This window comes from Pseudidiomarina insulisalsae (assembly GCF_003987065.1).
Lineage (GTDB): Bacteria > Pseudomonadota > Gammaproteobacteria > Enterobacterales > Alteromonadaceae > Pseudidiomarina > Pseudidiomarina insulisalsae.
In genome coordinates this window covers 126,873-153,394 of record NZ_PIPY01000004.1, presented here as the reverse complement: position 1 = coordinate 153,394, position 26,522 = coordinate 126,873, and the positions used below count along the sequence as shown (strand labels likewise).

General features: G+C 53.9%; 25 protein-coding genes. 8 read left to right on the top strand and 17 right to left on the bottom strand.

Translation table 11 applies throughout. The annotated features are described in order from the left end of the window. Positions 1–225 precede the first annotated feature (225 nt). From CWI71_RS04975 to CWI71_RS04955, 5 genes are all read right to left on the bottom strand, one after another. Positions 226–1,131, bottom strand: a complete 906-nt coding sequence (locus tag CWI71_RS04975) for a metallophosphoesterase (protein ID WP_126754167.1) — start codon at positions 1,129–1,131, stop codon at positions 226–228. Between the two features lie 13 nt (positions 1,132–1,144). Then, on the bottom strand, positions 1,145–1,894 hold the full coding sequence (locus CWI71_RS04970; protein WP_241967627.1) for a GOLPH3/VPS74 family protein: 750 nt from the start codon (positions 1,892–1,894) through the stop codon (positions 1,145–1,147). Beyond that, a complete protein-coding gene (locus CWI71_RS04965) occupies positions 1,875–2,204 on the bottom strand; it encodes a helix-turn-helix transcriptional regulator (RefSeq protein WP_126754166.1) in 330 nt (109 codons plus the stop codon). Before CWI71_RS04965 ends, CWI71_RS04970 begins: the two co-directional genes overlap by 20 nt. A 282-nt stretch (positions 2,205–2,486) precedes the next feature. Continuing rightward, positions 2,487–3,026, bottom strand: a complete 540-nt coding sequence (locus CWI71_RS04960; RefSeq protein WP_126754165.1) for a DUF924 family protein — start codon at positions 3,024–3,026, stop codon at positions 2,487–2,489. An 8-nt stretch (positions 3,027–3,034) separates the two neighbouring features. Then, positions 3,035–3,379, bottom strand: a complete 345-nt coding sequence (locus CWI71_RS04955) for a BON domain-containing protein (RefSeq protein WP_126754164.1) — start codon at positions 3,377–3,379, stop codon at positions 3,035–3,037. A 143-nt stretch (positions 3,380–3,522) separates the two neighbouring features. Here CWI71_RS04955 and CWI71_RS04950 point away from each other — a divergent pair, with 143 nt between their 5' ends. Beyond that, entirely contained in the window at positions 3,523–3,918 is a 396-nt protein-coding gene (locus CWI71_RS04950; protein ID WP_126754163.1) for a hypothetical protein, read from the top strand. 10 nt (positions 3,919–3,928) lie between these two features. Here the strand turns inward: CWI71_RS04950 and CWI71_RS04945 are convergent, their stop codons facing one another. Beyond that, a complete protein-coding gene (locus tag CWI71_RS04945; RefSeq protein ID WP_126754162.1) occupies positions 3,929–5,314 on the bottom strand; it encodes a M14 family metallopeptidase in 1,386 nt (461 codons plus the stop codon). Positions 5,315–5,448: 134 nt separating this feature from the next. Between CWI71_RS04945 and CWI71_RS04940 the strand changes: the two genes are divergently transcribed. After that, positions 5,449–6,510, top strand: a complete 1,062-nt coding sequence (locus CWI71_RS04940) for a S66 peptidase family protein (protein WP_126754161.1) — start codon at positions 5,449–5,451, stop codon at positions 6,508–6,510. Here CWI71_RS04940 and CWI71_RS04935 read toward each other — a convergent pair. The 3 genes from CWI71_RS04935 to CWI71_RS04925 are packed head-to-tail and all read right to left on the bottom strand — an operon-like array spanning position 6,507 to position 11,231. Further along, positions 6,507–7,451 (bottom strand): L-threonylcarbamoyladenylate synthase, encoded by a 945-nt coding sequence (locus tag CWI71_RS04935; RefSeq protein ID WP_157981060.1) that lies wholly within the window; start codon positions 7,449–7,451, stop codon positions 6,507–6,509. The genes CWI71_RS04940 and CWI71_RS04935 overlap by 4 nt on opposite strands. Continuing rightward, positions 7,435–9,816: a DUF2309 domain-containing protein gene (locus tag CWI71_RS04930; protein ID WP_157981059.1), complete on the bottom strand. Its 2,382-nt coding sequence runs from the start codon at positions 9,814–9,816 to the stop codon at positions 7,435–7,437. The genes CWI71_RS04935 and CWI71_RS04930 overlap by 17 nt, the downstream gene beginning before the upstream one ends. Further along, on the bottom strand, positions 9,813–11,231 hold the full coding sequence (locus CWI71_RS04925; RefSeq protein WP_126754158.1) for an NADH-quinone oxidoreductase subunit L: 1,419 nt from the start codon (positions 11,229–11,231) through the stop codon (positions 9,813–9,815). The genes CWI71_RS04930 and CWI71_RS04925 overlap by 4 nt, the downstream gene beginning before the upstream one ends. Positions 11,232–11,365: 134 nt before the next feature. On the opposite strand from CWI71_RS04925, the gene CWI71_RS04920 reads away from it, so the two are divergent. After that, positions 11,366–12,277, top strand: coding sequence for a LysR family transcriptional regulator (locus tag CWI71_RS04920; protein WP_126754157.1), 912 nt, complete (start codon positions 11,366–11,368; stop codon positions 12,275–12,277). A gap of 6 nt (positions 12,278–12,283) precedes the next feature. After that, positions 12,284–13,720 (top strand): protein adenylyltransferase SelO, encoded by a 1,437-nt coding sequence (locus CWI71_RS04915; protein ID WP_126754240.1) that lies wholly within the window; start codon positions 12,284–12,286, stop codon positions 13,718–13,720. Between the two features lie 7 nt (positions 13,721–13,727). Here the strand turns inward: CWI71_RS04915 and CWI71_RS04910 are convergent, their stop codons facing one another. Beyond that, positions 13,728–14,216 carry a TspO/MBR family protein gene (locus tag CWI71_RS04910; RefSeq protein ID WP_126754156.1) on the bottom strand — a complete coding sequence of 163 codons (489 nt, stop codon included), beginning with the start codon at positions 14,214–14,216 and terminating at the stop codon, positions 13,728–13,730. 130 nt (positions 14,217–14,346) lie between these two features. Here CWI71_RS04910 and CWI71_RS04905 point away from each other — a divergent pair, with 130 nt between their 5' ends. After that, positions 14,347–16,131, top strand: coding sequence for a long-chain-acyl-CoA synthetase (locus CWI71_RS04905; protein ID WP_126754155.1), 1,785 nt, complete (start codon positions 14,347–14,349; stop codon positions 16,129–16,131). A gap of 101 nt (positions 16,132–16,232) precedes the next feature. Further along, on the top strand, positions 16,233–17,504 hold the full coding sequence (locus CWI71_RS04900; RefSeq protein WP_126754154.1) for a DUF418 domain-containing protein: 1,272 nt from the start codon (positions 16,233–16,235) through the stop codon (positions 17,502–17,504). A gap of 2 nt (positions 17,505–17,506) precedes the next feature. Here the strand turns inward: CWI71_RS04900 and CWI71_RS04895 are convergent, their stop codons facing one another. The 7 genes from CWI71_RS04895 to CWI71_RS04865 all read right to left on the bottom strand — a co-directional run bounded on the left by CWI71_RS04895 (position 17,507) and on the right by CWI71_RS04865 (position 25,240). Then, positions 17,507–17,908, bottom strand: coding sequence for a YchJ family protein (locus tag CWI71_RS04895; RefSeq protein WP_126754153.1), 402 nt, complete (start codon positions 17,906–17,908; stop codon positions 17,507–17,509). Further along, on the bottom strand, positions 17,908–19,110 hold the full coding sequence (prpF, locus tag CWI71_RS04890) for a 2-methylaconitate cis-trans isomerase PrpF (protein ID WP_126754152.1): 1,203 nt from the start codon (positions 19,108–19,110) through the stop codon (positions 17,908–17,910). The genes CWI71_RS04895 and prpF overlap by 1 nt, the downstream gene beginning before the upstream one ends. 2 nt (positions 19,111–19,112) lie before the next feature. Beyond that, the gene (acnD, locus tag CWI71_RS04885) at positions 19,113–21,725 is read right to left on the bottom strand and encodes a Fe/S-dependent 2-methylisocitrate dehydratase AcnD (protein WP_126754151.1); all 2,613 of its coding nucleotides are present in this window, start codon (positions 21,723–21,725) and stop codon (positions 19,113–19,115) included. A 13-nt stretch (positions 21,726–21,738) separates the two neighbouring features. Then, complete coding sequence (gene prpC / locus CWI71_RS04880) at positions 21,739–22,863, bottom strand: bifunctional 2-methylcitrate synthase/citrate synthase (RefSeq protein ID WP_126754150.1); 1,125 nt, start codon at positions 22,861–22,863, stop codon at positions 21,739–21,741. A gap of 143 nt (positions 22,864–23,006) precedes the next feature. Beyond that, on the bottom strand, positions 23,007–23,885 hold the full coding sequence (gene prpB, locus CWI71_RS04875) for a methylisocitrate lyase (protein WP_126754149.1): 879 nt from the start codon (positions 23,883–23,885) through the stop codon (positions 23,007–23,009). Beyond that, positions 23,882–24,571: a GntR family transcriptional regulator gene (locus CWI71_RS04870; RefSeq protein ID WP_126754239.1), complete on the bottom strand. Its 690-nt coding sequence runs from the start codon at positions 24,569–24,571 to the stop codon at positions 23,882–23,884. Before CWI71_RS04870 ends, prpB begins: the two co-directional genes overlap by 4 nt. Before the next feature lie 201 nt (positions 24,572–24,772). Then, positions 24,773–25,240 (bottom strand): fasciclin domain-containing protein, encoded by a 468-nt coding sequence (locus tag CWI71_RS04865; RefSeq protein ID WP_126754238.1) that lies wholly within the window; start codon positions 25,238–25,240, stop codon positions 24,773–24,775. 173 nt (positions 25,241–25,413) lie between these two features. Between CWI71_RS04865 and CWI71_RS04860 the strand changes: the two genes are divergently transcribed. Next, positions 25,414–25,995: a YceI family protein gene (locus tag CWI71_RS04860; RefSeq protein WP_126754148.1), complete on the top strand. Its 582-nt coding sequence runs from the start codon at positions 25,414–25,416 to the stop codon at positions 25,993–25,995. Continuing rightward, entirely contained in the window at positions 25,988–26,479 is a 492-nt protein-coding gene (locus CWI71_RS04855) for a GNAT family N-acetyltransferase (RefSeq protein WP_126754147.1), read from the top strand. Before CWI71_RS04860 ends, CWI71_RS04855 begins: the two co-directional genes overlap by 8 nt. Positions 26,480–26,522 lie beyond the last annotated feature (43 nt).

Genomic DNA, 26,522 nt, shown 5'->3' with positions numbered 1-26,522 from the left:
GCACAGTCACTGTGGGCAAGCTTCAAACCTTAGGTTTCACTTTTGATAAAAAATCGAGAGCAATGCTTGATGATTCTCAGTAACCGACCATCCGATTACTGAGCACATCTCGTGTCAGCAAAAACACGATAACCACCTTACCAACGCGGAGAACGCCGGCAGGTTGGCGAGAGCTTGGCTCTACTCAAAATGCAAAACGATTATAGCCGTCTATACGTCTATTTGTCAAACCCAAATAAACTTATCGTCCCGTAACTCCTGCTCACCGTCAAAACGATAAGCCACCAGAATACCGTTCTTCGCGACCGACCAGTCGACGCAGGCGATTTTCTTCGACTGTAAACAAGGTTCGCCCTGCATCCAGTAATGGCCGAGAAAAAGTGGCTTGGCGTGGTCGTAGCCGGGCAGCGCGGCACCATCAATGTCGGCGTCTGGCAGTGAGGAGAGCGGCTCGACACCAATCGCTATATCGCGATAGTTACGGCTGTCTTCGCGCCACCATTCGGTGCGCATATGCCGGCGCTCGAACTTAGATGTGTCCAGAAAGCTATAGCCTTCCGGCAATTCAACTTCCCAGCCTTTCGCCATGATTTCGATCGCATCAAAGAGCTCGTGGCCTTTGCGGGTTGCGTGCTGCCAGGCGCTTTCGTGAAGTGCGCCCTCTTCGTCAGTATGGAGGTCGATAATGCGCTTTGATGGCTCGTGCCAGCAGGCATGGGTGACGCGAAGGTCGGGTAAGTCGAGATAAAACGGCAGGCTTTTAAACCACTCAATGGTGCTGCGATACCAATCGCTGTCAGCTTCGGCAGCTTGCAGAAATGCTTTGTGTTGCGTGTAGTTCTTATCGGTATGCGGTCTTAGATAATCGCCATTCTCATCTTGTGTTACCCAGGCCACAGCATTGAACTCGTGATTCCCCATAATCACCCTGGCTTCGTCGGCTTCTTGCATGGCGCGAATAATATCCACGCTTTTGCGCTGCTGCGGACCTCGATCCACCAGATCGCCCACCGAAATCAGTTTACGCTCTGGATGGCGCCAGACGCCCTGCTGTTCGCGATAGCCAAGCTTACTTAGTAGCGCCTCCAGCCGGTCTCCATGACCATGCACATCCCCAATAATGTCGTACATCGTATCCCTCCCTTTACGTCGAACAGGTAGTAGAGGCCGAAGTCGCTGCCGAGGTCGTTGCTGCGGTAATTGCCGGTAACATGACAGCCACCATTACAGCCACCTCAACTGCGGCAACCACATCGCTGGCAATGGCGCCCAGTTCTTCGCCTTTGGCAATCTGCTCAATACGTTCTTTATGCTGCTTTAGCTCTTCCTTGCTGAATACCTGGCTCAGCAAGTGGGCGCTTTTTGCCAGCGAGACCATCAGCGCGACGCGCGGGTCGACCTCAAGCGGCTTTTCCAGCACTAACCGGCGCATCTGATACCGCAGCTCCTTTTCCGGCTTCGGATTCACTTCCGGATAAACCTTCTGGGTAAATAGCCACAGCACTTTTTTCTCTTCCAGCGCAATAATGCCATCGGCTGCAAGTTGCTCAGCTACCTTGTGCTTTAACCGCGAGATATGACCAATGCGCTGCACCCAGTCTTTCAACTTTGCGCGCCGTTTTGCGTCAGCAATCTTTTGCAGCGCTTCGTCCATGACCTTATCGCCGGTCGACGTTGCGTCTACCAGCTCAACCTTGTCTTTATCGTCGACATTTACCCGAATACGCTTCAGCAGCAACAGTTCCGCCAATATGGCCGCAGCAACGCTGTACTCAACATACGCACCGCTCATGGTGCCCTTCTCTTCATTCAGTGCGAGCAGCATGAGCCCTTCGTATAGCTTTAGGTTCTCAATGCCATGATCAAAGCGGTCATCAAATGCTCCAGTAGTCACAAAATGCCTCCCATTTATGCCGCCGCTGTCTGTTGCGCCGACCTGTAATTTTCCGTTTAAGTTGCTGGGTACTCATATAATTGTCTTCCACCAGCAAGCTGATATCGTCGAGTGCCTGTAACTGCGCCATTAACCTAAACAGCGAGTGTGACGCCACCGACTGCCCCCGCTCCATTCTCGACACGGTAGCGCGACTCACCCCGGCCAGCGTGGCAAGCTCCGACTGATCCATGCCTTGCTCAGCGCGCTCAGACTTCAGCCATTGACCCAGCATCACTGCCAGGCGCTCGGCACTCACGTTCGCATCCATAACAGGTGATCTCCTTTTCACATTAATCCAGTCTAGCCGAAGCGAAGTGCAAAGTTGCAGGGTAAAAACGTAACAATCCGTGAGTTAAAAGCGCTAATGTCGGCACAGCCGCAACTGACCACGAGGATACCGTTGAAGAGACGTTAATAAGATCAGTCGATGGAGGGTATGTTAGAGCATCTAAAAAAGTAGCTAATTATTGCAGCAAAAAAGCCGCATTATTTTGGCCAAAACTCAAATAGAAATGACAACACACACCAAGCGTCAGCAGCACGCGAAAAATCAAAACGCCGAACCTGGCTGGGCCAGGAACTCTTTTTCCTCGGCGCTGGAAACGCGCCCCAAAATGGCATTACGGTGCGGATAGCGGCCGAAGCGCTGAAGAATATCGCGGTGTTTTACTTCGAAGTCGAAGTTGGTTTCCAGACCTGGCTGATTGAAAAGCACCATTGCCTGGTCATGGATGACCAGTGATTCACTATGCATATAGGGCATATACAAAAAGGCTTTTTCGGCGGCAGAGAAGTCGCTGTCAACGCCCAGTGCCACGGCCTCCTGGGCGAGCACCAGGGCCATGGCGTCTTGCGCGAAGGCTGCGGCGGTGTCGCGATAAACATTCCGCGAGAACTGGTCCAGCACGATAATCTCCGCCAGCCGGCCAAAGCCCGAGCGGCGCCACTGCCAGCATTCGCCGGCAGCAGCTGCCTTTAACACGGTACCGAAGCGCTCGGTAACACGCGCGTCAAGCTCGTCGCTTTTACGGAACCAATCAGCAGGTTCCAGCTCACCGAACCAGAATTCCAGAACTTCCTGGGCTTTCATTCGTAAGCTTAAGCTCCTGAAATAGTAAGTTCGTTGCGAACCTCTTTGACACCATTCACGTCACGTACAATGCGTTCAATGGCTTTGATATCTGCTGCACTAGGCACCTCACCACTTAAGGTTACCACGCCGCCGTTGGTTTGCACATTTACCTGCATACCACTCGCTTTGGCCAGCAATGCGCTTTGCACTTGTGCCGTAATCGCTGCATCACTGACATGATCACTAGGATCTTCAGCCGCATGTCCCACGTCTTGCTGCGCTTGTGCGAGCAACGGTGCGGCCACCGCTGCACCGGTGAAAGTTAACGTAGTTACTGAAGCTAAGGTAATGAATAATTTGCTAAGTTTCATATTACTCCTCCTTATGTCTCCCTTAACTATAGCTAACACCTTAAGGAGTTAAAGTCAGTTTACTGAGCTTTTGCGTTTTAACGTGTGGTTGTTTTTTAACCGGCAACTAAAATTAAAAGCAGTATCTGCGAAGGAGGTACACCATGAAACATCTATTGAAACTAAGCGTCCTGAGCCTGCTGCTAGGCTCCCTAACTGCACTTGCGCAAGCGCAAGATCCGAAAAACGACGCTGATGCAAAAGCCAAAGCTGAACAAGGTGCGAAAGCCAAGTCGGGGCAACCTGACTTTCATGACGCCGATAGTGATGATGACGGCATAGCGGACGCCACCGAAGCCGAACAGGACGGCGATGACCCGTTGACTCGCAAGCGTCCCGGCCGCACTAAGTTTGCGGATATTACGCTCAAGAAAGGCGTTAAGGCCAACGATAGCGATAGCGATGGCGACGGCTACAGCGAGCCCGAGAAAGCCGCCGAAGCGGAAAAAGCCACTGAAAAGAAATCAGCCAAGAAAAAAGGCGATAACGATAATCAGTGACTTTTTGTCATTACTGGAGGTTTATGACCACTCCCGCCAACACAGCCATTGCTACCTGATCTTGCTTACGAAGTAAGAAGGTTGCTTGCTGGCGTTGCTGCGGGCGTGCTCCAGGAAGATTGTTCGGATTCACCAGCACCGGCAAATGGGTGCGCAGTTCCAGCGCCTCGGCGTTGCCGGTAAAGTGCGTGTAGCCCTGCTTTAACAACTTCAGGTATTCATGATGCGAAAGCGTCAGGCCCTCGTCCGGAATTGCGAAGCCCTTGCCGGCCTGATACACATAGGCATCCGCGGCGTAGCGGTCAAATGCCGGGAACACCGACAGATCGCCAAGCTCGCGGATATAACCGCTGTGACGTGCGTCAGCGCTGCGGTTAATACCGATATCGATGCGATACTCATGCGCACCATCTTGCACTTGCACTTGCTCAAGAATGACATCTTTAAAGCTGTTTGAGTTATTCATCGGAATGCTGTGATACGGCTCCAGGGTTTGCGCCTGATAGTCCCCACTGGCAATACTGTCAATGGCACGGATAAGCATCGCTACATTGACCGCCCGCGCTTTTTGTCGGTTCGGGTCATTCGGAAACGCGCCTGACTCAATTAAAATGGTGCTGATGCCCATTGCAGCAAAGTTATCGCCGAAAGCGCGCGGCGCGAAGGTGTCATTGTAGCGGCCCATATGTCCGGGAATCATCTTATCACCCACAGCTTTGAGATCGCCAATCAGCTGCATAGCGCGGCGGCGCTCATCATTTATATCTTTGGCGTGGTTAAATGCCGGCGCCAGCAATGAAATAGTTGCTGGTTTACCGGTATTACCGACTTCATAGTAACGGCTCTGATCATGCAGATTAAAGCCAAAATCCGGGTTAAGTTCGCGGCCTTGGGCCATCAGAATGCGGCCTTCAGGCGTTTGCAACGCCCGCGCGTCGCGATTCACATCAATGCCCTGCACGTTGTAGCGCTGTGCTAATTCAGCGCCATCCGGATTGACCATAGGCAGCATGTACAAGGTGATGTCGTCTTCCCAGTGCTCGCGCCAGCGGGCGTCGGTTTCAATTTTTTGCATCAGATCGAACAGCGCAGGCGTCGCTGTCGACTCATCGCCATGCATTTGCGACCACATAAAGACCACAGTATCGCCCTGCCCGACCTTAAACCGATAAAGTGGACGTCCCTGATAGGAAGTGCCGACGTGTTTGGTTTCAATCACCGAGCTGCGCTGTACGCGTTGAATCAACGGCTCAACATCGGCAAATCGAATCTGCTGTTTATCGAGTCCTGGTAGCAGTTTAACTGCCCCGTGATGGTTTTCGTGCGCATTTGCAGGTAGGCTCGAGAGCAACGTCACGGTGGTAACGAAAAGAGTCGTCAGAAAGCTTTTTTTCATTTTTTATTTCAACCTGGGGTTCAATTAATAATAAATTATTACTAGGATTGAGCGTAGCGGTTGACCTTCCTCAGCGTCAACTGACACTCGTTCAATAGGCACAAATCTAAGACTAATGAAAAGGTGACCTTGTCATGGATCGCAGATCTTTTATGAAAACCCTGGCTGCCGGTGCAGTCGCAGGCTCTGTTCTTTCGCCGGCAGCGCTGGCCTCAGCGCCACTGTTTCAGGCGGGCAATGGCCTGGGCGCCGGACGCTTACCCAAACGTCTGAAAGTGGGCGACACCGTGCGCATGGTTGCCCCCGCCAGTGCGGTGCAGGACCGTCATCATGTGCTGATCGCCAAGGAGTCCTTTGAGGCCCTGGGCTTTAAAGTGCAGCTGGGCGAGCATGTGTTTGGCCGCTACGGTTACTTATCCGGTACCGACCAGCAACGCGCCGAAGACGTTAACAACGCCTTTGCCGACGACAGCGTCGACGCGGTTATCGCCGTACGCGGTGGCTGGGGCTGCAACCGCATTCTGCCGCTGCTCGATTACGACATGATCCGGTCAAACAACAAAGTATTACTGGGCTACAGCGACATTACCTCGCTTATGAACGCGTTGTATGTGAAAACCGGTATGGTGTCATTCCATGGTCCGAACGGATTCTCGTACTGGGCTGACTTTCAGGCACAGCAGTTCCGCGATGTCATCATGGACGGTAAGTCCACCACCATGCGCAATTACAAAGAAAAAGAAGAAACCCTGACCATGATGAGCAATCGCACCACCACGGTTAACAGTGGTAAAGCGCAAGGGGTTCTGGTCGGCGGGAACTTAACTGTACTCACGAGTTTATGCGGCACGCCCTACTTCCCGGACTTAAGCGGCAAGATTCTGATGCTCGAAGATGTTGGCGAGAATATTTACCGCATTGACCGCTTCTTATCACAGCTGCAGCTTGCCGGTCACTTAGATGATGTTGCCGGTATCGTGTTTGGCCATTGCACCGAGTGTGATCCGGGTGGCGGCTTCGGCAGCTTTACCCTGCATGAAGTATTTGAGCATTACTTCAAGCCGCTGGGTGTGCCAACCTACACCGGCGCCCAATTCGGTCACATTCGTGACAACCACATTTTGCCGGTAGGCCATGTGGTCGAACTGGACGCCGATGACGCGACGGTTCGCCTGATTGGTAGCGCCGTCGCTTAAGCGGTTACGGCGCGCTCCAGGCGGTTCGTCAGCGGTAGCCAGGCAGGGTCTTGTGGTAAAGGCGCAACTAAAATGCGCGCAAGGCCCTGCTGATCAAGTTCGTACAAGGTATGATACAACTCGTGGGCATAGGCCTCAGGGTCACCGCCAAGCGCAATCTGGCGACCGCCAAGCTCGCTTAGTGGCTCACGCACCAGCACCACGTCATTGTCCGTCAGTACAGCACCCACCTGATACCACTCCAGTGGCGTCCGTGGCTGATAATGCCGCGCCTGATTCCCGGCAACGGACACCCGGTGGCGCACCGGCGTTTCCACCTCAACGCCCAGCACTTTGGCGATTTGTTCAGCGCTAATCAGGCCAGGCCGTAAAATACGCGGCGTTCCTTCACGCACATCTACGATGGTCGATTCAATGCCGACGTCACAGCGACCGCCATCAAGCACTGCATCAATCCGTCCATCCAGTTGCTGCATCACCTGTGCCGCTGTCACGGGGCTTAGCTGCTGATGCATATTCGCCGATGGCGCAATGACTGCAAGGTTAAAGTCGCTCAGGATTTTGCGCGTGTGTCGCTGTGCCGGTAACCGCACGCCAATGCCATAGCCGCCGCCGGTCACCAGCGGCGACACATGCGGATGGCGCTGCAACAACAAAGTCAGCGGACCGGGCCAGAAGGCCTCGGCCAGCTGATAGGCAGCGTCCGGTATTTCCACGGCCCAGTCGGTCAGTTGCCCCACCCGCCCAATATGTACAATGGACGGATGATCGGCAGGCCGGTTCTTCGCCTCGTAAACCCGCTGAATCGCTTTCACGTTACTGGCGTCGGCGGCCAGACCATATACAGTTTCCGTGGGAATAGCGACCACACCGCCTAACTGCAGCAAGCGACCGACATGCTGCAGCTCTTTTTCGTTGTCGGCATTAAACAGCAAGGTCATAACGCGCTCCCAACTCACTCCAGCCCTTGGCGGTGCGTTCCTGCAACTGCTGTTGCGCCGGCTCCCACTGCCATAAATACAACCAGCCATTTTCCACCAGTTCCCGCACCACCGGTTGTTCAGCAATGACTTTATCAATGGCGTCGGTCGGCGCTGCAATCACCACCGTCAGGCGTAACGGCTCGTGATACCAGTCCTTACCGTCATGCAACGACTGCTTCGCCAGGCCAATGCGCAGATCACCTCCGTTCCCTTCAAACACACCCACGCCGTCTGCCACCACGTTATGCAGTAACTTATTGCCGCTACCGAAGGTGACTGGCGCCACCATTGAGGCGTAATACTGCATGTTAATCCAGTGCGCAACCACCATTGGCGCAGTCATCAGCTGGGTCAGTACCGCGCCTTCAGGGTCCTGCTCTGCGTCGTAGCTGTGTAAAAAGGTTCGCGCGGCGAAATCGTAATTTGCGGTGGCCTCACGCGGCGCGAAAATAATGCTGGCGTTGCGTGCCAGTCCCCACTCCGGACGCACTTCCGACCAGCTTGCCGCGCGGCGTAATAACGCTTTGTCAGACGAGGTTGGCTGATCGGGCAGGCGCTGGCGTTGCTCGTCCTGAGCTTGCGCGTTGGCCTGCACCAGATAGTTCGCCAACTCCGCCGGAAGGCTCCGCTCGCCCAAAACACTCACCTGCTGCTGGGTCGTGTCGTGTAGCGCTGGGTAAAATACTGTCTCAGCGGGAATCGTTATACCGTAAACGCTGGCAATTCGTTCGCGTACGTCTTCATTATTGAATAACTGCACCAGAACCCGGGCGTTCACCTCACCTGACTGACCGCCACAAGCACCGCAATCAAGGCTTGCCGCATGCGGGTTATTGGTCACACAAGCACTATGGCCAACAATGAGCACATGACGGGCAAATTCGCCGGTTAAACCCATACCACGTAAAGCATTGGCGGCCAGCTGTGCCAGCTCTTTGGTCGTTGCGGCCTCACCGTCACGCTCAATCAACCAGGTCTGGTCACGCACCACTTCACTGCCAATGCGCGCCTGCGGCGACGGCCACAGACTGCGCTCTAACAACTTCCAGATCTTCGCCAGACCACTCATCTCAACCCAGCCATAAGCACCCGCCGGGCTTTCCAGCGAGCGGTGCCAACTGGCGGCACGCCAGCTATGGGTCCGTTGCGCCACCCCTTCGGCGTCTTTCGCCTGGGTTACGCGGTACTGCGGCGCCAGCAGCCCCGGCAATTGTGGCTTGATAAAGCTTTCGCTGATCTTGTAGTCCACCGGCAGCCCAAAGAAACCGGCAAAGCCGAAGGTCTGAATACTCTCGTGTTGCGCCTCGAGCGCGCGGCGCATCGGCTCCGAGCGCACATCAATACAAAATACTGCCTGCAACTCCGGCGCCTTGCTTTTGCCTTTCAACATGGGTTGGCTGACCAGTTGCGTCGCAAGTTCGTCCTGATAGCTAAGCTCTAAAGCGCGCTGCCAGACCCATAAGGCTTGCTGCTGCTCGGTTACCAGTTGCTTACGCGGCTCTAACTGCTGCCAGGCATCGATAAAGCGCTGGCGTTTATTGTCACTGGCCAGACGCCAGCAAATCAACTCCCAGGCAACCCGAATCGCCAATAACTGATCCAGTTCATCGTACACCTGCGAGCTGTGCTCCAGTTGCCGTGCCCAGCGCCGCTGCGCGAACACGCTGGCCCAGCCATAAATATCATGCAGCACCACCTGCAACCAGGCTTCCACCTGGTGCGGATCATTAAGCGGTAGATCTTTTGCGACCTCTTGCCACAGAGCCTCACTGTCGCGTGGCAACTGCTGCAGCTGCTCTTCAACGCGGCGCTCACCGACCAGTAACTCAATACCGCGGTCATGGCGAACAATATCCAGCCAGGCCAGATACAGCGCATCGTGGCTGTCAGAACCATTAAACTGCTCGGGATAGTTCACCCAAAGTGCACAAAATTGGCTCAACTGATGCACGATTTCGGTTTGCCATGGCAGCGTGGTATTGCGTTTCTTACCGCTGTCGAGAATTTGTGCCACTGACGGCATGGTCGCGCCACTGGCCGCCGCGTTTAACGCCTCAACCAGCTCCGCCTCGCTCAGTTGCGAGCCCTGCAATTGCCGGGCGCGCGCTAAATGCTCTGGCTGAATCTGTTGCTGCCAGCGCGCACGGTAGTAATCGGCCGGCATTAGCATGGCCGTGCCCAGTAAGGTCTGCTCGCTTATCGCAACCTGATCAATGGTTTCCTGGCGGCGCTGCCACCATGGATTAACCGCAATGCTGCGCGCCAGAGGCCAGACCGGCGCCACTTGTGAACAAACGTGTTTGCCTAATGCAGACCAGCTCATGATTGCTCTCCTTTTGGTAAACGTAGCGGCCAGATCCGCAACGACAGACGGGTCGCCCATTCATCCAGATACAAACCGGCATTCAGAGCGATAAATAACCGATGCCCCAGGGCACGGCGCGGACGGTACAGCAGCCATAAATAGACACTGGCGATGCCCAGCAGCACAAAGCAGACCCAGATATCAATGCCTAACAGGTAAACTTCGGCAACCGGCGTTGTCAGTAAAGCTTTCAGTAGTAAGGCACCGATAAGATAAAGGCCGAGCCAGAAGGCGCTGATGGCCAGCGTACGAATTAAATGACGGCGGCCAAAATAGTCCACTTCACTGGCCAGCCATAAGGCCAGCGCCATACCCACTGCCAGCCAGGGGGCAATATAAAGTTGCGTGGTCAGCAAGTACGCTGCCGCGACTACCAGCACGGTTGCAATCACCGCACCGCCAAGTAACGCACGAAAGCTTGGCAATTCGAGTTGCGCAAAAACCTGCCGCTCATGCTGCTCGACCGCGCTGCCAGCCGATAAAAAGGCGTAGGCTTTGTAACAAGAGTGGGCCAGTAAGTGCAGTGCCGCTAAGGCATAAAAACCAAGGCTTATCTCAACCAGCATTAGTGCCATCTGCGCCACGGTCGACCAGGCCAGACGTACCTTGACGCTGATCCGGGTCATGGTGACCGAAGCCGCGACCAACATGCTCAGACCCGCGATTACGGCTAATAACCAGCGCGCGCCCTCTGCCGGCGTGAGTACCTCAGAAAACTGCAGCAACAGATAGCCGCCAAGATTGATAATACCGGCGTGCAACAATGCCGAGACGGGCGTAGGCGCCTCTACCACCTGCAACAGCCAGCCGTGGACCGGCAACTGCGCACACTTCATTGCCGCAACTGTGACCAGCAGTATGGCAACCCAGTTGCTCACGCTGTGATCAGCAATGAATGAAAGCTCGCTGATGCGGGTAATGTCGTAAGTGAAATAAAGAGTGAGTAACGCCGCTGCCAGTAAGGTTTCAGCAATCCGCGCGAAGATAAACTTTTTATGCGCGGCCAGCATGGCGCGGGGACGTTCAGGGTAAAACACCAGTAACCGGTGCAGGGTTAAACTTACCGCAACCCAGCCCAGCCAGAACAGCACGAAGTGATCGGCCAGTGAGGTCACCAAAATAGCGGCAATGGTAGCAATAAGGCGGCGCTTAAAGCTGCCGGCATCCTGCTCGTCACGAAATTGGGTGGCGGCGTAGCGGGTCACGACCCAGGCGATAAAACAGATCATCGCCGCAAAGCCACTGCTTAAAGGGGTTAATGCAAAACCGAAGAATTGAATCGGGGCACTCAGACCACTTGCCACCGCGACGCATGCTGCTAACAGAGCCAGCAAAAATGCCAGTAATACCAGTTGGGTACCACGCCAGGGCATAAAACCTCCATCACTCTTATTTTGACTTGGCGGCTATTCTGCAATCCTTAGAAACATTATAAAAATACATATATTATCTACTAACGTTCTATTATAGTGAACGTATACTTGATTGCGAACCAGCCGGAGCAGCTATGACACGCCTGAACTATCACCATCTTTACTACTTCTGGCGCGTTGCCAAGCAAGGCAACCTTACCGCGACCGCCGAAAAGCTGGCGATATCGCAATCGGCACTGTCATCACAAATCAATCAGTTAGAGCATAGCATCGGACAGCCACTTTTTGCGCGTGAAGGGCGAACTTTGGTGCTGACCGAGCTTGGCCACACCGTACTTAACTACGCGGAAGACATATTTCAGCGTGGTGAAGAGCTGCAGCAATTGCTAAAGCGCGGCGTCACCACCCTGCCTTCGTTACGTATCGGCATGCTTTCGAGCATGTCGCGTAACTTTATTGAGAGCTTTATCGAGCCTTTGTTGAGCAACGCCGCACGCGACGCCGGTGCCAGTTTTCGGCTGCTGGCACGACCGCAGCCGGAGCTATTGGATTTGCTTGCCCAGCATCAGATTGATGTGGTGTTGACCAATCGTGAGGTGTCAGTCAGCGACGATGTTGCCTGGCAGTCTCAACTGCTGTCGCGCCAGCCGCTCAGCGTTATCGCCCCGGCCTCACGCACCGACCTTCCCGACCACATCAGCCCCGCTTACCGCGCACAACAATGGGTGGTCCCGGGTAGTGCTTCGCCGTTGCGTACAGCCTTCGAGGGGTTTTGCACGCAGCATCAGCTTGAGCCTGATATTATTGCCGAAGTCGACGACATGGCGATGTTACGACTGCTTGCCCGTGACAGTGGTGCACTGGCCGCGATGCCAGCGGTAGTGGTGCGTGACGAGCTGCGCAGTGGTATTTTAAGTAAGCGCTTTGAGTTACCTAACGCCTTTGAAAACTTTTACGCGGTGACCCTAAGCCGCAAATTCCAGCATCCCCTGCTGCCAGAGCTGCTACAATTTCCCCAACACCAACCAACAACCAAGGACGCTTAAGTGGCCATGCAGACAGCAATGACTTATGTGCAACTTGATCCGCGGTTAAGCGCCGCCTGCCAGCCCACCCCTGTCATGCAGCCGCAGTGGTTGGCAGTCAATACCGAGCTGGCCGAGTTTCTCGGTGTTCCCGAAGCGCTTTGTGGCACCGATGCCGGCGCGGAGATTTTTGCGGGAAATCGTGTCCCCGACTGGGCACAACCGCATGCGCTGGCCTATGCCGGTCATCAGTTTGCCAACTACGTGCCGCAACTGGGCGATGGCCGCGCCGTGCTGCTCACCGAGGTCATCGCTGCCGACGGCGAGCGCTACGATATTCAGCTAAAAGGTTCGGGGCGTACCCCCTACTCGCGCGGCGGTGACGGCCGCGCGCCCATCGGCCCGGTGTTACGCGAATATGTGCTGAGTGAGGCCATGTACCGCCTTGGCGTGCCGACCACGCGGGCGTTAGCCGCGGTCGCCACCGGCGAGCTGGTACACCGGGAAGAAGCACTGCCGGGAGCCGTTATCACCCGCGTCGCGAAAAGTCATTTGCGCGTAGGCACAGCGCAGTTCGTGCTAGCCTATAAAGACCGTGCCCTATTACAAAAGTTTGCTGACTATGTCATTCAGCGTCACTACCCTGCCTGCGCGGACGCTGAGCAATCCTATCTGGCGCTGTTACAAGCAGTGATTGATAAGCAGGCGCAGCTGATTGCGAAATGGATGAGTCTTGGCTTTATTCATGGCGTGATGAATACCGACAATATGACCTTGTCCGGCGAGACCATCGACTATGGTCCCTGCGCCTTTATGGAGGCCTACGACCCGCAAACGGTATTCAGTTTTATTGATCGTCGCGGCCGCTATATGTATCAGAACCAGCCACCTATCGCCATGTGGAACCTGGCGCGCTTTGCCGAAACCCTGCTACCGCTTATCAGTGACGATAAAGATCAGGCCATTAACGCCGCAACCAGCGCGGTGCAGGAATTCGAATCGGTTTATCAGAACTATTACTGGCAGCAGATGACCGCAAAAATCGGCCTGACACCCGACCACAGTGACGCACAAGCGCTGGTCGAGGACTTTCTTGGCTTACTGGAACAACATAGCGTCGATTTTACCCTGGCCTTTCGTGCGTTAGGGGATGCCGACACGACGCGCTTCGCCACTCTGTTCAATCAGCCACAGCAGTGGCAAGCATGGTACCAGCGCTGGCAGGACGCGCTGCCTGATGACTTTGACCCGCAACAGCTGCAGACCATCAATCCAGCCTTTATTCCGCGTAATCATCTGGTTGAACAACTGATTGATGAGGCCGTTAATGAGGGCTCTCTGACGCGCTTTAATCGCCTGAACCAGGCGCTGCGCGAGCCCTTTAACGAACGCGAGGAATATGCCGACCTGATGCGGCCGGCACAGGCGGATGAAGCTGTCACCCGCACTTTTTGCGGCACCTGAACGGGCGTTACAGCACTCCCGGGTTCAGTTGCCAGATACTGAAATTGAGGAATGCGGCGAAGGTGACCCACGCCAGGTAAGGCAACAGCAGTATCGCCGCCGCGCGGTTCAGACGCCAGTACAGCACAATCGTGGCGACAATGGCGCCCCACAATAAAATGATTTCGACAAAGCTAATCGCGCCTAAATACCAGGCAAAAAACAGCCAGCTCCAGATGGCATTGAGCCCCAGCTGCACGAAGTTTACCTGCAACGCGCGCTTCGCTTGTCCCTGAAATCCGTACTCACGCCAGATAAGCCAGGCAGCAATTGCCATCATGGTATACAGCGCGGTCCAGACCGGGCCAAACAGCCATGCGGGCGGCGCCCAGTCCGGCATCGTCAGCTCACGGTAAAACATGGGCGCGTTGCCAGAGCCCCAGCCGCCGATAGCAGCTACCAGAGCTGAAAGAGCAAGCCAGGCCAGCAGGCCACCCAGTTGTTTCATAATTGGCATAGCGATTCCCTCTTTATATCCAGTGTCTTAACACTCTAGCTTAGTGAAATATAACCAAAAATACGAATCTCTTTGACGTTTGGATGCGCTCGCGCTTATTCTAAACCTCCGGTGATACGAATCGAATATTATGACAAGCAACACTAATAATTCTAATAACAGCTTCTCATTTGCCGCCATGGCTACTGCTATAGTGCGTTTTACGCCACGGCTGCCGCGTTTTTTACTGACGTTACTGCAGTTGGCCTGGGCTCATAAAGGCCGGCGTGGCTCAACGGGCTATTTTTTGCAATGCGCGGCGCAACGATATCCTGAGCGCATTGCGCTTAAATTTGCCGGACAAAGCTACAGTTATGCCCAGCTTAACCAGTGGGCCAATGGTCTGGCAGAGCAATTGCAACGGCGGGCCGTCGGCCGCGGTGATTGCGTCGCCCTGCTCTATCGCAACAGTCCTGAAGTACTGGCCTGGGCGTTCGCTATTAATAAGCTCGGTGCGATTGCCGGTATGCTTAACCCCAAACAACAAGGCGAGGCGCTGTCACACAGCGTGCAGGTGATGCAGCCGCAACTTCTGATCCATGCGCCGGAATTTGCTGAGGCAGCACAACAGCTGGAAAGCCACACGCCATGCCTGCACGCAACAGCTGAGCTGATGCAGGAGGCACAACAAAGCAAGGCGGCGAACCCACCGCAGGCAGCGCAGGTGAAATTAGGCGACACCTGTTTTTATATGATGACCTCAGGCACCACCGGCCTGCCCAAAGCCGCAGCCATGACCCATCTGCGCTGGTACAAAGCCGGAATTGCCTTTGGCCGCATGTCCCTGAGTCTGAAAAAAAACGACACTTTATATAACTGCCTGCCCTTGTATCACAACACCGCCCTGTCCATTGCGCTAAGCTCGACCGTTATGACCGGCACCACGCTGGCCCTGGCAGAACGCTTTAGCGCCAGTCAGTTCTGGCAGGATATCCAGCGGTTCAATGCAACCGGCTTTGTCTATGTCGGTGAACTCTGTCGTTATCTGCTAAATCAGCCAGCGTCGCCCGCAGAAGCCAATAATTCAGTTCGCGCGGTGATTGGTAACGGCTTACGGGCAGAGATCTGGGACCAGTTCCAACAACGTTTTGGCATTTCACGTATTTGCGAACTCTATGGTGCCAGCGAGGGCAACGTCGGCTTTGTCAATGTGTTTAATCTTAAGCGCACGGTAGGTTTCTCACCCATGACCTACGCCATTGTGAAGTTTGACCACGAACATGAAACCCCGCTGCGCGATGCCAACGGACGACTAAGCAGGGTCACCAAAGGTGACGTCGGGCTGTTACTGACTAAAGTCTCGGCCAAGGCGCCGTTTGACGGCTACACCCATAACCCGAAAGCCAACGCCGAGAAACTCTTTGAAAATGTCTTTCAACCCGGCGATTGCTGGTTCAATACCGGTGATCTGGTGCGCCATCAGGGCTATCGCCATATTGCCTTTGTCGACCGTGTCGGCGATACCTTCCGCTGGAAGTCCGAAAATGTCGCGACCACCGAGGTCGAAGCGCAGGCCGGACGCTTTCGCGATGTACTGGCAGCGGTCGCCTATGGGGTCAAAGTGCCGCATACCGAAGGCCGGGCCGGCATGGTGTCGCTGGTACTTGCGCATGGCAAACATTTCGATGCGCGGGCGTTCTATCAGCATATCCGGGCGGTACTGCCGGACTATGCGCAGCCGCTATTTATTCGCTTACAGCGGGCGCATGAAGTCACCAGCACGCTGAAAATTCGCAAAAGTCAGCTCAAGCTCGAAAGTTTTTCGCCGGAACAGATAAGTGATCCGTTGTACGTGCTGCTCGATCGCAGCCAGGGCTATCAGCCACTGGACCCGCAGTTATATCAGCGAATTAGCTCCGGACAGTTACGTTTCTAAGGTCATGAGCTCATGGCGCACATCGCAGTTGTGAAAAAACCGAAACCCGCTAAGCTCAGTTGTTAGACACCTTTTACAATAACAACAAAGAGCTGCAATTCATGACCAGTGTAACGACCCCTATTACCTCGCGCGAACGCATCCAGATGCTTGATGTCATTCGCGGCTTTGCCTTACTGGGCATTCTGTTAATGAATATCGAGTACTTTCAGCGGCCGCTGACCGCCATGTTGTTTGGTCTTGATCAGTCCCTGCAAGGGGTCGATCGTGTGGTGGGCTGGAGCGTTTTTACTTTTGTGCAAGGCAGTTTTTACACCATGTTCTCGCTGCTGTTTGGCATGGGGTTTGTGATTTTTTATGACCGCGCGAAACAACGCGAACCACACCCTCGCCGCTTATTTTTGCGCCGCATCGTTGTTTTAGCACTGTTTGGTATGGTGCACCTGTTTCTTATCTGGGGCGGCGATATTTTGCTGACCTATGCTATTTGTGGACTGGTGCTGGCACTTTTTGCCAATAGCCCGGCCCGCCGTTTGCTGAAATGGGGTATCAGTTTCTTCCTGATTCCCGTGGCGCTGTTCTGGCTAGGCGCCTTCGCCATGCAAGCCGCATTGCAGGACCCCGCGGTTGCGGAAGAAGTTTTATCTGATGTCGCACGAACCAGTGAGCAACTGCAGGCCTTTATTGTGCATGCCAATGAAGTCTATGCCAGCGGCGGTTACGCTGACATTTACCGTTTACGCATGTACGAGCTTAGTAAACTTTATGGTACCGGTGGTGTAATCTTCTTTTTGCCTACCCTACTGGGTATTTTTCTGATTGGTGCCAGCCTTGCGCGCAGCGGCATTTTCACTTCCTTTGAAAAACGCCCGCGCGCTTATACGCACCTACTGCGCTGGGGCTTATTGCTGGGCTTGCCGGCCGCGCTTTACATCGGCTTCTACGGCACCCGGCCTAACATGCTCTTACCCAGTCCGGGTTCGGCACTCACTTTTACCATTGATCAGGTGGCTAATTTCGGACTCTGTTTTTTCTACATAAGCCTGATCGCGCTTACCCTTCGTACGGCCGAACGTGCGAAACGTCAGCACTGGCTCAGACACCTGGCGCCAGCCGGGCGCATGGCACTGACCAATTACCTGATGCATTCTGTGGTGTTCACGACGTTGTTTTATGGTTATGGGTTTGCCATGTACGGCGAGATCAGCCGCAGTGTGGCAACTGCTCTAGCAATCGGCTTATGGTTACTACAACTGCCACTGAGCCGTTGGTGGCTGGAACGGTACCGGTTCGGTCCCTGTGAGTGGTTATGGCGGACACTCACCTATGGCGAGCGACAGACCTTTAAACGCGTGAAACAGGCGCAGCAGTAGGCTTATGCTGCGCTTTGCAGGGATTTGAGATAAAACCAGCGACCGTCTTCGCGAACGAACTCGGATAATTCCTCGTGTTCACCGACCTCGCTGTCAAACTGGAAATAGGCACAAAAGTGGACCTGCGCGGCGTTGCCTTGTTGCTCGGCACTGTAAATATCCAGCTGCAGCCACTTCGGACTGTCGCTTAAATCCAGTGACTCCGGACGGGTCGAGACATGCCAGGTCGCGAGCAGGTAGTCGCTTAAACCCAACGCAAAAGCGCTGTAGCGCGAGCGCATCAGCTGTTCGGCCGAGGCCGGAGCAGCAGCCGCCTCACCCGCAAATTGCGGGTGAAAGCGACCACAGCATTTACGGTACAGGCCGTTACCGCAAGGGCATTTCTTGGGCGCTTTAAACGCCATCAGAAACAATCTCCCGGTACCCGCACCCAGCCCTCCATCAGGACTCGCGCGCTGCGGCTCATGATGGCTTTGGTGACGGTCCATTCGCCGTTGACTTGTTTGGCTTCTGCACCTACCTGTAGCGTGCCTGATGGATGACCGAAGCGCACTGAAGTGCGATCGCCCGCGCCCGCCGCCAGATTCACTAAGGTACCCGGCACCGCTGCAGCCGCAGCGATCGCAACGGCCGCAGTGCCCATCATGGCGTGGTGCAGCTTGCCCATGGACATAGCACGCACCAGCACATCAATGTCGGTAGCGTGAATTTGCTTACCACTTGAGGCCATGTAGTCCTGCGGTGGCGCAACAAAGGCAATCTTCGGCGTATGCTGACGGTTTGCCGCCTCTGCGACATCGTCAATCAGCCCCATTTTCACCGCGCCGTGGGCACGCAGACTTTCAAACATCTGCAATGCCTGCGGGTCTTCATTAATAGCGCCTTGTAGCTCAGTGCCGTTGTAGCCAATGGCCTCAGCGTTGACAAAAATCGTCGGAATGCCGGCATTAATGAAAGTGGCTTCAAGGTCGCCAAGCCCTGGCACGTTGAAGGTATCCACCACGTTTCCGGTTGGGAACATGGCACCGGCACCCTCACCGTCATCGGCCGCGGGGTCCATAAACTCAACCTGCACCTCGGCTGCCGGGAAGGTTACGCCGTCCAGTTCAAAGTCACCGGTCTCCTGCACTTCACCGTCGGTAATGGGCACCCGCGCGACAATGGTCTTTTCAATATTGGCTTGCCAGATGCGCACGGTACAGATGCCGTTTTCCGGGATCTGACTGGCATCTACCAGACCGTTACTGATGGCAAACGAGCCCACTGCGGCGGTCAAATTACCGCAATTACCGCTCCAGTCGATAAAAGGTTTATCGATAGCGACCTGACCAAACAGGTAGTCGACATCGTGATCGGCCTTGTCACTGCGCGACAGGATCACTGTTTTGCTGGTACTTGAGGTCGCGCCACCCATGCCATCGGTATGTTTGGCATAAGGGTCCGGACTGCCAATAACACGCAACAACAAGTTATCGCGCGCTGCACCTGGCTCCTGAGCTTCAGGTGGCAAATCTTCTAAACGGAAAAAGACGCCTTTCGAGGTCCCGCCACGCATATAGGTGGCGGGGATTTTGATTTGCGGAGCAAATTTTGTATGGGCAACCATAATTAACTTGCCTCTGCTTCTAAGAAGTCCTGCGCAAAACGCTGCAACACACCGCCGGCGGAATAGATTGATACTTCCTCAGCGGTATCCAGACGGCATTTTACCGGTACTTCAAGAGTTTCAGCCTGCGCTTCCTCACCGCCACGGTGAATGACCAATGTCATGGTCGCGCCCGGCGCAATCTCACCTTTCACGTCAAAGGTTTCAGTACCGTTAATACCCAGGGATTCACGGGTGGTGCCAGCTTCGAATTCAAGCGGTAGTACGCCCATACCAATCAGGTTGGTGCGGTGAATACGCTCAAAACCTTCGGCGACGATACACTCTACCCCGGCCAGACGAACGCCTTTGGCCGCCCAGTCACGCGATGAGCCCTGACCGTAGTCAGCACCGGCAATGATAATCAGCGGCTGCTTGCGTTCCATATAGGTTTCAATGGCTTCCCACATGCGCAGCACTTTGCCATCTGGTTCAACCCGGGCAAAAGAACCCTGAATCACAGCACCGTTTTCGTCCCGCACCATTTCATTAAATAGTTTCGGGTTGGCGAAAGTGGCGCGCTGCGCGGTCAGGTGATCACCACGGTGCGTCGCGTACGAGTTAAAGTCTTCTTCCGGCAAGCCCATTTTGGCCAGGTATTCTCCCGCCGCGCTGTCCGCCAGAATCGCGTTCGACGGCGACAAGTGGTCGGTGGTGATATTGTCACCCAGTACCGCCAGAGGACGCATACCCTGCAACTGGTTTTCAGTGGCAAGCGAGCCTTCCCAGTATGGAGGACGGCGGATATAGGTACTCATCGGGCGCCAGTCGTACAACGGATTATTCTGCTCGCCGTAGTCGACCGACAGGCTGAACATTGGATCATACACTTTGCGGAATTGCTCAGGTTTTACCGAGCTTTTCACGATAGCGTCGATCTCTTCATCGCTTGGCCAGATGTCTTTTAAGGTAATGGCATTCCCTTTCGCATCATACCCCAGCGGGTCTTTTTCAATGTCAAAGCGGATGGTACCGGCAATGGCATAAGCGACGACGAGCGGAGGTGACGCCAAAAACGCCTGCTTGGCATAGGGGTGAATACGACCGTCGAAGTTACGGTTACCAGAAAGTACCGCAGTCGAGTACAGATCTCGGTCAATGATTTCCTGCTGGATTTTCGGATCCAGCGCACCACTCATACCGTTACAGGTGGTGCAGGCAAAAGCGACCACGCCAAAACCCAGCTCTTCCAGCTCCGGCAATAGTTCGGCTTCTTCAAGGTACATCTTGACCGTCTTTGAGCCTGGCGCCAGCGACGATTTCACCCAAGGCTTACGGGTCAGACCCAGCTTGTTGGCGTTGCGCGCTATCAGACCTGCGGCAATCATATTGCGCGGATTACTGGTGTTGGTACAGCTGGTAATCGCGGCAATAATACAAGCGCCGTCAGGCATCAGATTGTCTTCGCTTTCGACCTTACCGGCAATGCCGCGCTTGGCCAGCTCTGAAGCTGGTAATAAGGCATGCGGGTTTGACGGTCCAGCCAGATTGCGCTCAACTTTGCTTAAATCGAACTGCAACACGCGCTCATAGTCAGCGGTTTTCAGGCTGTCTGACCAAAGCCCGGTTTCTTTAGCGAACTGTTCAACCAGTTTCACCTGATCATCGTCGCGACCGGTCAGTTTCAGATAATCAATGGTCTGATCATCAATATAGAACATCGCCGCGGTCGCACCATACTCTGGTGTCATATTGGAAATAGTGGCACGATCGCCCACGGTCAGTGCGTCAGCGCCTTCACCGTAAAACTCCAGATAGGCACCCACAACACGCTCTTTACGCAAGAACTCAGTCAATGCCAGCACCAGATCGGTACCGGTAATGCCCGGCTTCAGCTTACCGGTTAGCTCGACACCGACAATGTCCGGCAGGCGCATATACGAGGCACGGCCCAGCATTACACTTTCCGCTTCAAGGCCACCGACGCCCACCGAAATAACGCCTAATGCGTCAACCATCGGGGTATGACTGTCAGTGCCCACGCAGGTATCAGGAAACGCAACGCCGTCACGCACTTGTACCACCGGCGACATTTTCTCCAGATTGATCTGGTGCATAATGCCGTTGCCCGGAGGAATCACGTCCACGTTCTTAAAGGCCGTTTTGGTCCAGTTAATAAAGTGGAAGCGATCGTCATTACGACGGTCTTCAATAGCGCGGTTTTTCTCAAACGCGTCCTTTTCAAAACCGGCATGCTCTACCGCCAGCGAGTGATCAACAATCAACTGGGTTGGCACCACCGGGTTCACCTTGGCCGGTTCACCACCTTTCGCAGCAATCGCGTCACGCAAACCAGCCAGATCGACCAGCGCCGTCTGCCCCAGAATGTCATGGCACACAACGCGCGCCGGGAACCAGGGAAAATCCAGGTCACGTTTGCGGTAAATCAACTGGCTTAAAGCGTCGGTCAGCTGCTCAGGCTGACAGCGACGCACCAGGTTTTCAGCGAGGATACGCGAGGTATACGGCAGTTTCTCGTAGGCACCTGGCTCAATGTCATTGACCGCTTGGCGCGTGTCGTAATACATCAGCGAGGTACCGGACAACTGCTTCCGGTACGCTTCGTTAAACATCATTGTGCTCCTTGCCTTAGCGTTCGTTCATTGCAGGAACTGGACGCGGCTCAGGACCAATGTAGTCCGCACTTGGACGGATAATACGGTTGTTGGCGCGCTGCTCTTTCACGTGCGCGGTCCAGCCGGTCACCCGTGACATGACGAAAATCGGCGTAAACAGCTTGGTTGGAATACCCATGTAGTGATACGCAGAAGCATGGAAGAAGTCCGCATTCGGGAATAGCTTTTTCTCACGCCACATGACTTCTTCACAACGTACAGATACGTCGTACAGACGGGTGTCGCCATGCTCTTCGGCAAGCTTCTTCGACCAGGCTTTGATGATGTCATTACGCGGGTCAAACTCGCTGTAGACCGCGTGACCGAAGCCCATGATCTTTTCTTTACGTTCCAGCATGCCCATCAGCGTCTGCTCAGCGTCATCCGGGTCTTTCATATCTTCAATCAGTTCCATCGCCGCTTCATTCGCGCCGCCATGCAAAGGACCGCGCAGCGAGCCAATCGCACCGGTGACACATGAGAAAATATCAGACAACGTCGAGGCACAGACGCGTGCAGTAAAGGTTGAAGCATTGAACTCATGCTCTGCGTACAGGATCAGTGAAGTATTCATGACATCAGCATGCAGTTGCGATGGCTTCTCACCATGCAGTAATTCGAGGAAATGCGCGCCAATCGAATCAGCGTCAGTTTCGGTTTCAATGCGCTTGTTGTTGTGACTAAAGTGATACCAGTACAGCAACATGCTTGGGAATGACGCCAGCAAACGCTCAATTTTAGCGTCCGCTTCGCTGAAGTCTTCTTCTGGCTCAATGTTACCCAGGAAAGAAGCACCGGTACGCATCACATCCATCGGATGCGCATCCGCAGGGATACGCTCAAGTACGTCTTTTAATTCCTGCGGCAGGCCACGTAACTGTGCCAGACGCTCTTTATATTCTGCCAGTTGGTCAGCCTTTGGCAGCTCACCATGGGCCAGCAAATAAGCCACTTCTTCAAAGCTAACTTTCTCTGCCAGTTCTTTAATATCGTATCCGTAATACGTCAGGCCTGAACCGCTTTTACCTACGGTGCAAAGTTTTGTTTCACCGGCAACTTGTCCGCGCAAGCCTGCGCCACCTAATTTCTTCTCAGCCATTTCAAACTCCTTAGTTAAAATCTTAATGCGTTACTGGATATTGGTTACTGGATATTGGTTACTGGATATTGGTTACTGGATATTGGTTACTGGATATTGGTTACCACTATCTAATATCAAATAACCAATAACGCTTTTGGTTTTTATTTTTTGAACAGTGCGTCGAGTTTTTGCTCGAATGCGTGATAATTCAGGAACTCATACAATTCCGCGCGGGTCTGCATTTCATCAATCACCGCTTTTTGATCACCGTTTTCCAGAATGCTCTCATAAACATTTAACGCCGCCTTATTCATGGCGCGGAAAGCACTTAAGGGATACAGCACCATCTCGACGCCCACGTCGGCCAGTTCCTGTTTGTTGAACAGCGGCGTGGCGCCGAATTCTGTAATGTTAGCAAGAACCGGCACGTTCAGCGCGCTGGTGAATGCCTGATATTGCTCAAGGGTGTGTACGGCTTCAGCGAAAATAGCGTCAGCGCCGGCGTCAACACATGCCTGCGCGCGTTCAATGGCGGCTTCCAGGCCTTCTTGTTGCAAGGCATCGGTGCGCGCCATAATCAAAAACTGATCATCAATACGGGCATCCACTGCAGCTTTCACGCGATCGACCATTTCGCCCTGACTGACAATTTCTTTATTTGGGCGATGACCACAGCGCTTTTGCGCGACCTGATCTTCAATATGAAAACCTGCTGCGCCGGCACGGGTCATTTCTTTTACTGTGCGGGCAATGTTAAATGCCCCGCCCCAACCGGTGTCAGCGTCAACCAGCAACGGCACGTCGGTCGCGCCGGTAATGCGGCGGATATCTTCGCAGACGTCGTTCAGCGAGGTCATGCCCAGGTCCGGTAAACCGAAAGATGCGTTCGCTACCCCTGCGCCGGAAAGGTATAAAGCTTTATGGCCTACTTTTTCTGCCATCATGGCGGTGTAAGCATTAATGGTGCCGACAATCTGCAACGGCTGCTCGTCTTTAATTGCCTGACGGAGTTTGGCGCCGGCACTGGTTAAATGAGTCATGATACGTCCTTTTCTGCTTGCAATTGTTGTTCGATGTTACGGCGTGACGCGCTGATATGACGGCGCATCAATAAATCCGCAAGTTCGCCATCACGATTAGCGATGGCATTGAGAATTGCTTTGTGTTCGTCAAAGGCCCGCGAAACACGCGGACCATTCATACCCATCTGCACCCGGTACATGCGCACAAGATAGTACAACTCATCACAAAGCATATTAATTAAATAGGGATTTTTACTGCCTAAAATGACACGGTAATGAAAGTCGAGATCACCCGCTTCCTGGTAGTAGCTTTCGCCTTCACGCACCCGTTGCGACGCTAAGTGCTGATCAAGCAATGCGGCAAGCTCAGAGATTTCCTGCGCTGGCATCTGCTCGGCAGCCAGCCGGCAGGCCAGGCCTTCAAGCTCTTCACGGATTTGATAGAGTGAAATCAAACCCGCCGGGGTCAGGGTGACCACACGGGCTCCGGCATTTGGTGTGCGTTCAATCAGATGACAGCGCTCCAGTCGCGCCAGCGCTTCACGCAAGGGCGCGCGACTGACGTCAAACCGGCGGGCGAGCTCTGGCTCGCTGATTTTGCTGCCAGCAGGAATGGTACCGTCAACAATGGCTTGTTGAATCTCGTACAACACGCGATCGGAGGCAGTAATGGCTTGTCGCAATAATGTCGGATGTTCAGTCACTTGCACCGGGCGAGTCCTTCCTTAAGCACTATAAGTGTCGACAGTTTCTGAAAGAGATGCGCATTTTACTCCTGTTTTGCGTAGTTTTCAATGTTCAGCCCGAGCGGATTGTCGACAACCACATAAAAAAAGCCCCGGCAGATGCCAGGGCTTTGCTGTCACTGTCAGCTCACATCAATTAGCGCATTGACGGAGGTAAAATCACGGGTCAATGACGTGGATCACGCCGTTGCTGGCCATAATATCGGCTTTTACCACGTTCGCCCCGGCAACCTGGACACCGTCGGTGGCATCAATTGCAACGTCCTCGCCCTGCACTGTGGCTGTCGACAACTTTTTGCCGGCAATCGCTGAGCTTGGCACTTTATCGGCTAATACATGGTAGGTTAAGACCGCCACCAACTGGTCTTTATTCTCTGGCTTCAGCAAACTCTCCAGAGTACCGTCAGGCAAAGCGGCAAAGGCTTCGTTGGTAGGGGCAAAAACGGTAAATGGCCCGTCACTTTTCAGTGTATCGACCAGATCTGCTGCTTTCACCGCTGTGACCAGGGTAGAAAATTGTGAATCACTGGCGGCGATGTCGACAATATCTTGTTTTTTACCGTGATCGTGCGCAATTGCTGAGGTCGATACCGCAGCTATCAGCAGTGCGCTCGCTAACCATTTCATTGTAGATAACAGGTTTAACATTTTGATCTCCTCGTTTACGTTCTGCGCTTTAGTTTTCCTAAAGTCAGCATGTTTTACGTCAGCGGGCGCAAAAAGGATTAATTATAAAATGATCAATCAAAGGGATATGCTAGTATTAATAGATACTTTGTTAGCCAACTGAAGAGGGATTTATGTTGAAATCAATTCTATGCACGACAGCGATGATGGCACTGCTTAGCGTTCCGGCCACCGCCGATGAGTGGACCTTAGACAGTGAACGCTCGACGTTGCACTTCGTTTCGGTAAAGAATGACAACGTAGCCGAAATCCATCGCTTTACCGAAATTACCGGTGAGCTGAATGATGATCAGTTGAAGATCTCAATTCCGGTTTCCAGTATTGATACGGGCATTCCGGTGCGCAATGAGCGTATGTTGACGCATCTGTTTAACGTCTCTGACTATCCGTTTGTAACGGCTACTGCAACGATACCCGTTGAGGTTTATGACATTGAAACAGCAACGGGTACGCTGCCGGTGATTATTCCGATGGAAATCTTTATTGCCGGTGAAGCGGTTGAAGTAGACGCCGCGGTTCAGATCACCAAACTTGACGCTGACCACATCGTTGCAACGACCTCGCAGCCGGTGTTAATCAATGGCAAAGATTTTGCTCTCATTGAAGGTATTCACAAGTTACGCGACATTGCTGGCTTAGACGCCATTAACCACGTGGTGCCAGTAACCTTCAGCGTGCTATTTGCCCGTGACTAAAACAGCAGTCCCGGTAACCTTTCGCGCAGCAATGTCGAGTGATATTGCTGCGCTTCTTCTTTTAGAGCGTAGTTTTTATCCCACCGATGGCTATCCTGCTCCCTTTTTTTATCAGGCGTTACACCAGTGGCCACACTTAGTCCGGGTGGCCTGCAAGGACCTAGCGGACGCCAGCCCCATCTTAGGTTATTGCCTTGGGGCCCCGGCTCAGGAGTCCGATCGGCTGTGGCTGATGTCGCTCCTGATTGCGCCCGAATGTCGTGGCCAGGGGATAGGCCGTGAGCTCCTGAATGCCTGGCTCGCGCAAGTAGAAAACATGGGTTATCAACACACCTTGTTGACCGTGGCACCGGACAATCTTCCCGCGGTGCAATTGTATCAGCGTCAGGGGTTTGTCGTAGCCGAAAAAAAGCTGGATTATCTTGGCCCGGGCCAGCACCGGTTAGTGATGCAACGGCGTACGCCTAAGTTGCCATTGACCTAAGTCCAAGTTTGGCACATATTGTTCAGGTAACTTAAAAACAATA

What these genes read in the sequence shown, in the direction of transcription:
- CWI71_RS04975 (WP_126754167.1), bottom strand. Translation starts at nt 1,131, where the DNA reads ATGTACGACATTATTGGGGATGTGCATGGTCATGGAGACCGGCTGGAG.
- CWI71_RS04965 (WP_126754166.1), bottom strand. Translation starts at nt 2,204, where the DNA reads ATGGATGCGAACGTGAGTGCCGAGCGCCTGGCAGTGATGCTGGGTCAA.
- CWI71_RS04960 (WP_126754165.1), bottom strand. Translation starts at nt 3,026, where the DNA reads ATGAAAGCCCAGGAAGTTCTGGAATTCTGGTTCGGTGAGCTGGAACCT.
- CWI71_RS04955 (WP_126754164.1), bottom strand. Translation starts at nt 3,379, where the DNA reads ATGAAACTTAGCAAATTATTCATTACCTTAGCTTCAGTAACTACGTTA.
- CWI71_RS04950 (WP_126754163.1), top strand. Translation starts at nt 3,523, where the DNA reads ATGAAACATCTATTGAAACTAAGCGTCCTGAGCCTGCTGCTAGGCTCC.
- CWI71_RS04945 (WP_126754162.1), bottom strand. Translation starts at nt 5,314, where the DNA reads ATGAAAAAAAGCTTTCTGACGACTCTTTTCGTTACCACCGTGACGTTG.
- CWI71_RS04940 (WP_126754161.1), top strand. Translation starts at nt 5,449, where the DNA reads ATGGATCGCAGATCTTTTATGAAAACCCTGGCTGCCGGTGCAGTCGCA.
- CWI71_RS04935 (WP_157981060.1), bottom strand. Translation starts at nt 7,451, where the DNA reads ATGACCTTGCTGTTTAATGCCGACAACGAAAAAGAGCTGCAGCATGTC.
- CWI71_RS04930 (WP_157981059.1), bottom strand. Translation starts at nt 9,816, where the DNA reads ATGAGCTGGTCTGCATTAGGCAAACACGTTTGTTCACAAGTGGCGCCG.
- CWI71_RS04925 (WP_126754158.1), bottom strand. Translation starts at nt 11,231, where the DNA reads ATGCCCTGGCGTGGTACCCAACTGGTATTACTGGCATTTTTGCTGGCT.
- CWI71_RS04920 (WP_126754157.1), top strand. Translation starts at nt 11,366, where the DNA reads ATGACACGCCTGAACTATCACCATCTTTACTACTTCTGGCGCGTTGCC.
- CWI71_RS04915 (WP_126754240.1), top strand. Translation starts at nt 12,284, where the DNA reads ATGCAGACAGCAATGACTTATGTGCAACTTGATCCGCGGTTAAGCGCC.
- CWI71_RS04910 (WP_126754156.1), bottom strand. Translation starts at nt 14,216, where the DNA reads ATGCCAATTATGAAACAACTGGGTGGCCTGCTGGCCTGGCTTGCTCTT.
- CWI71_RS04905 (WP_126754155.1), top strand. Translation starts at nt 14,347, where the DNA reads ATGACAAGCAACACTAATAATTCTAATAACAGCTTCTCATTTGCCGCC.
- CWI71_RS04900 (WP_126754154.1), top strand. Translation starts at nt 16,233, where the DNA reads ATGACCAGTGTAACGACCCCTATTACCTCGCGCGAACGCATCCAGATG.
- CWI71_RS04895 (WP_126754153.1), bottom strand. Translation starts at nt 17,908, where the DNA reads ATGGCGTTTAAAGCGCCCAAGAAATGCCCTTGCGGTAACGGCCTGTAC.
- prpF (WP_126754152.1), bottom strand. Translation starts at nt 19,110, where the DNA reads ATGGTTGCCCATACAAAATTTGCTCCGCAAATCAAAATCCCCGCCACC.
- acnD (WP_126754151.1), bottom strand. Translation starts at nt 21,725, where the DNA reads ATGATGTTTAACGAAGCGTACCGGAAGCAGTTGTCCGGTACCTCGCTG.
- prpC (WP_126754150.1), bottom strand. Translation starts at nt 22,863, where the DNA reads ATGGCTGAGAAGAAATTAGGTGGCGCAGGCTTGCGCGGACAAGTTGCC.
- prpB (WP_126754149.1), bottom strand. Translation starts at nt 23,885, where the DNA reads ATGACTCATTTAACCAGTGCCGGCGCCAAACTCCGTCAGGCAATTAAA.
- CWI71_RS04865 (WP_126754238.1), bottom strand. Translation starts at nt 25,240, where the DNA reads ATGAAATGGTTAGCGAGCGCACTGCTGATAGCTGCGGTATCGACCTCA.
- CWI71_RS04860 (WP_126754148.1), top strand. Translation starts at nt 25,414, where the DNA reads ATGTTGAAATCAATTCTATGCACGACAGCGATGATGGCACTGCTTAGC.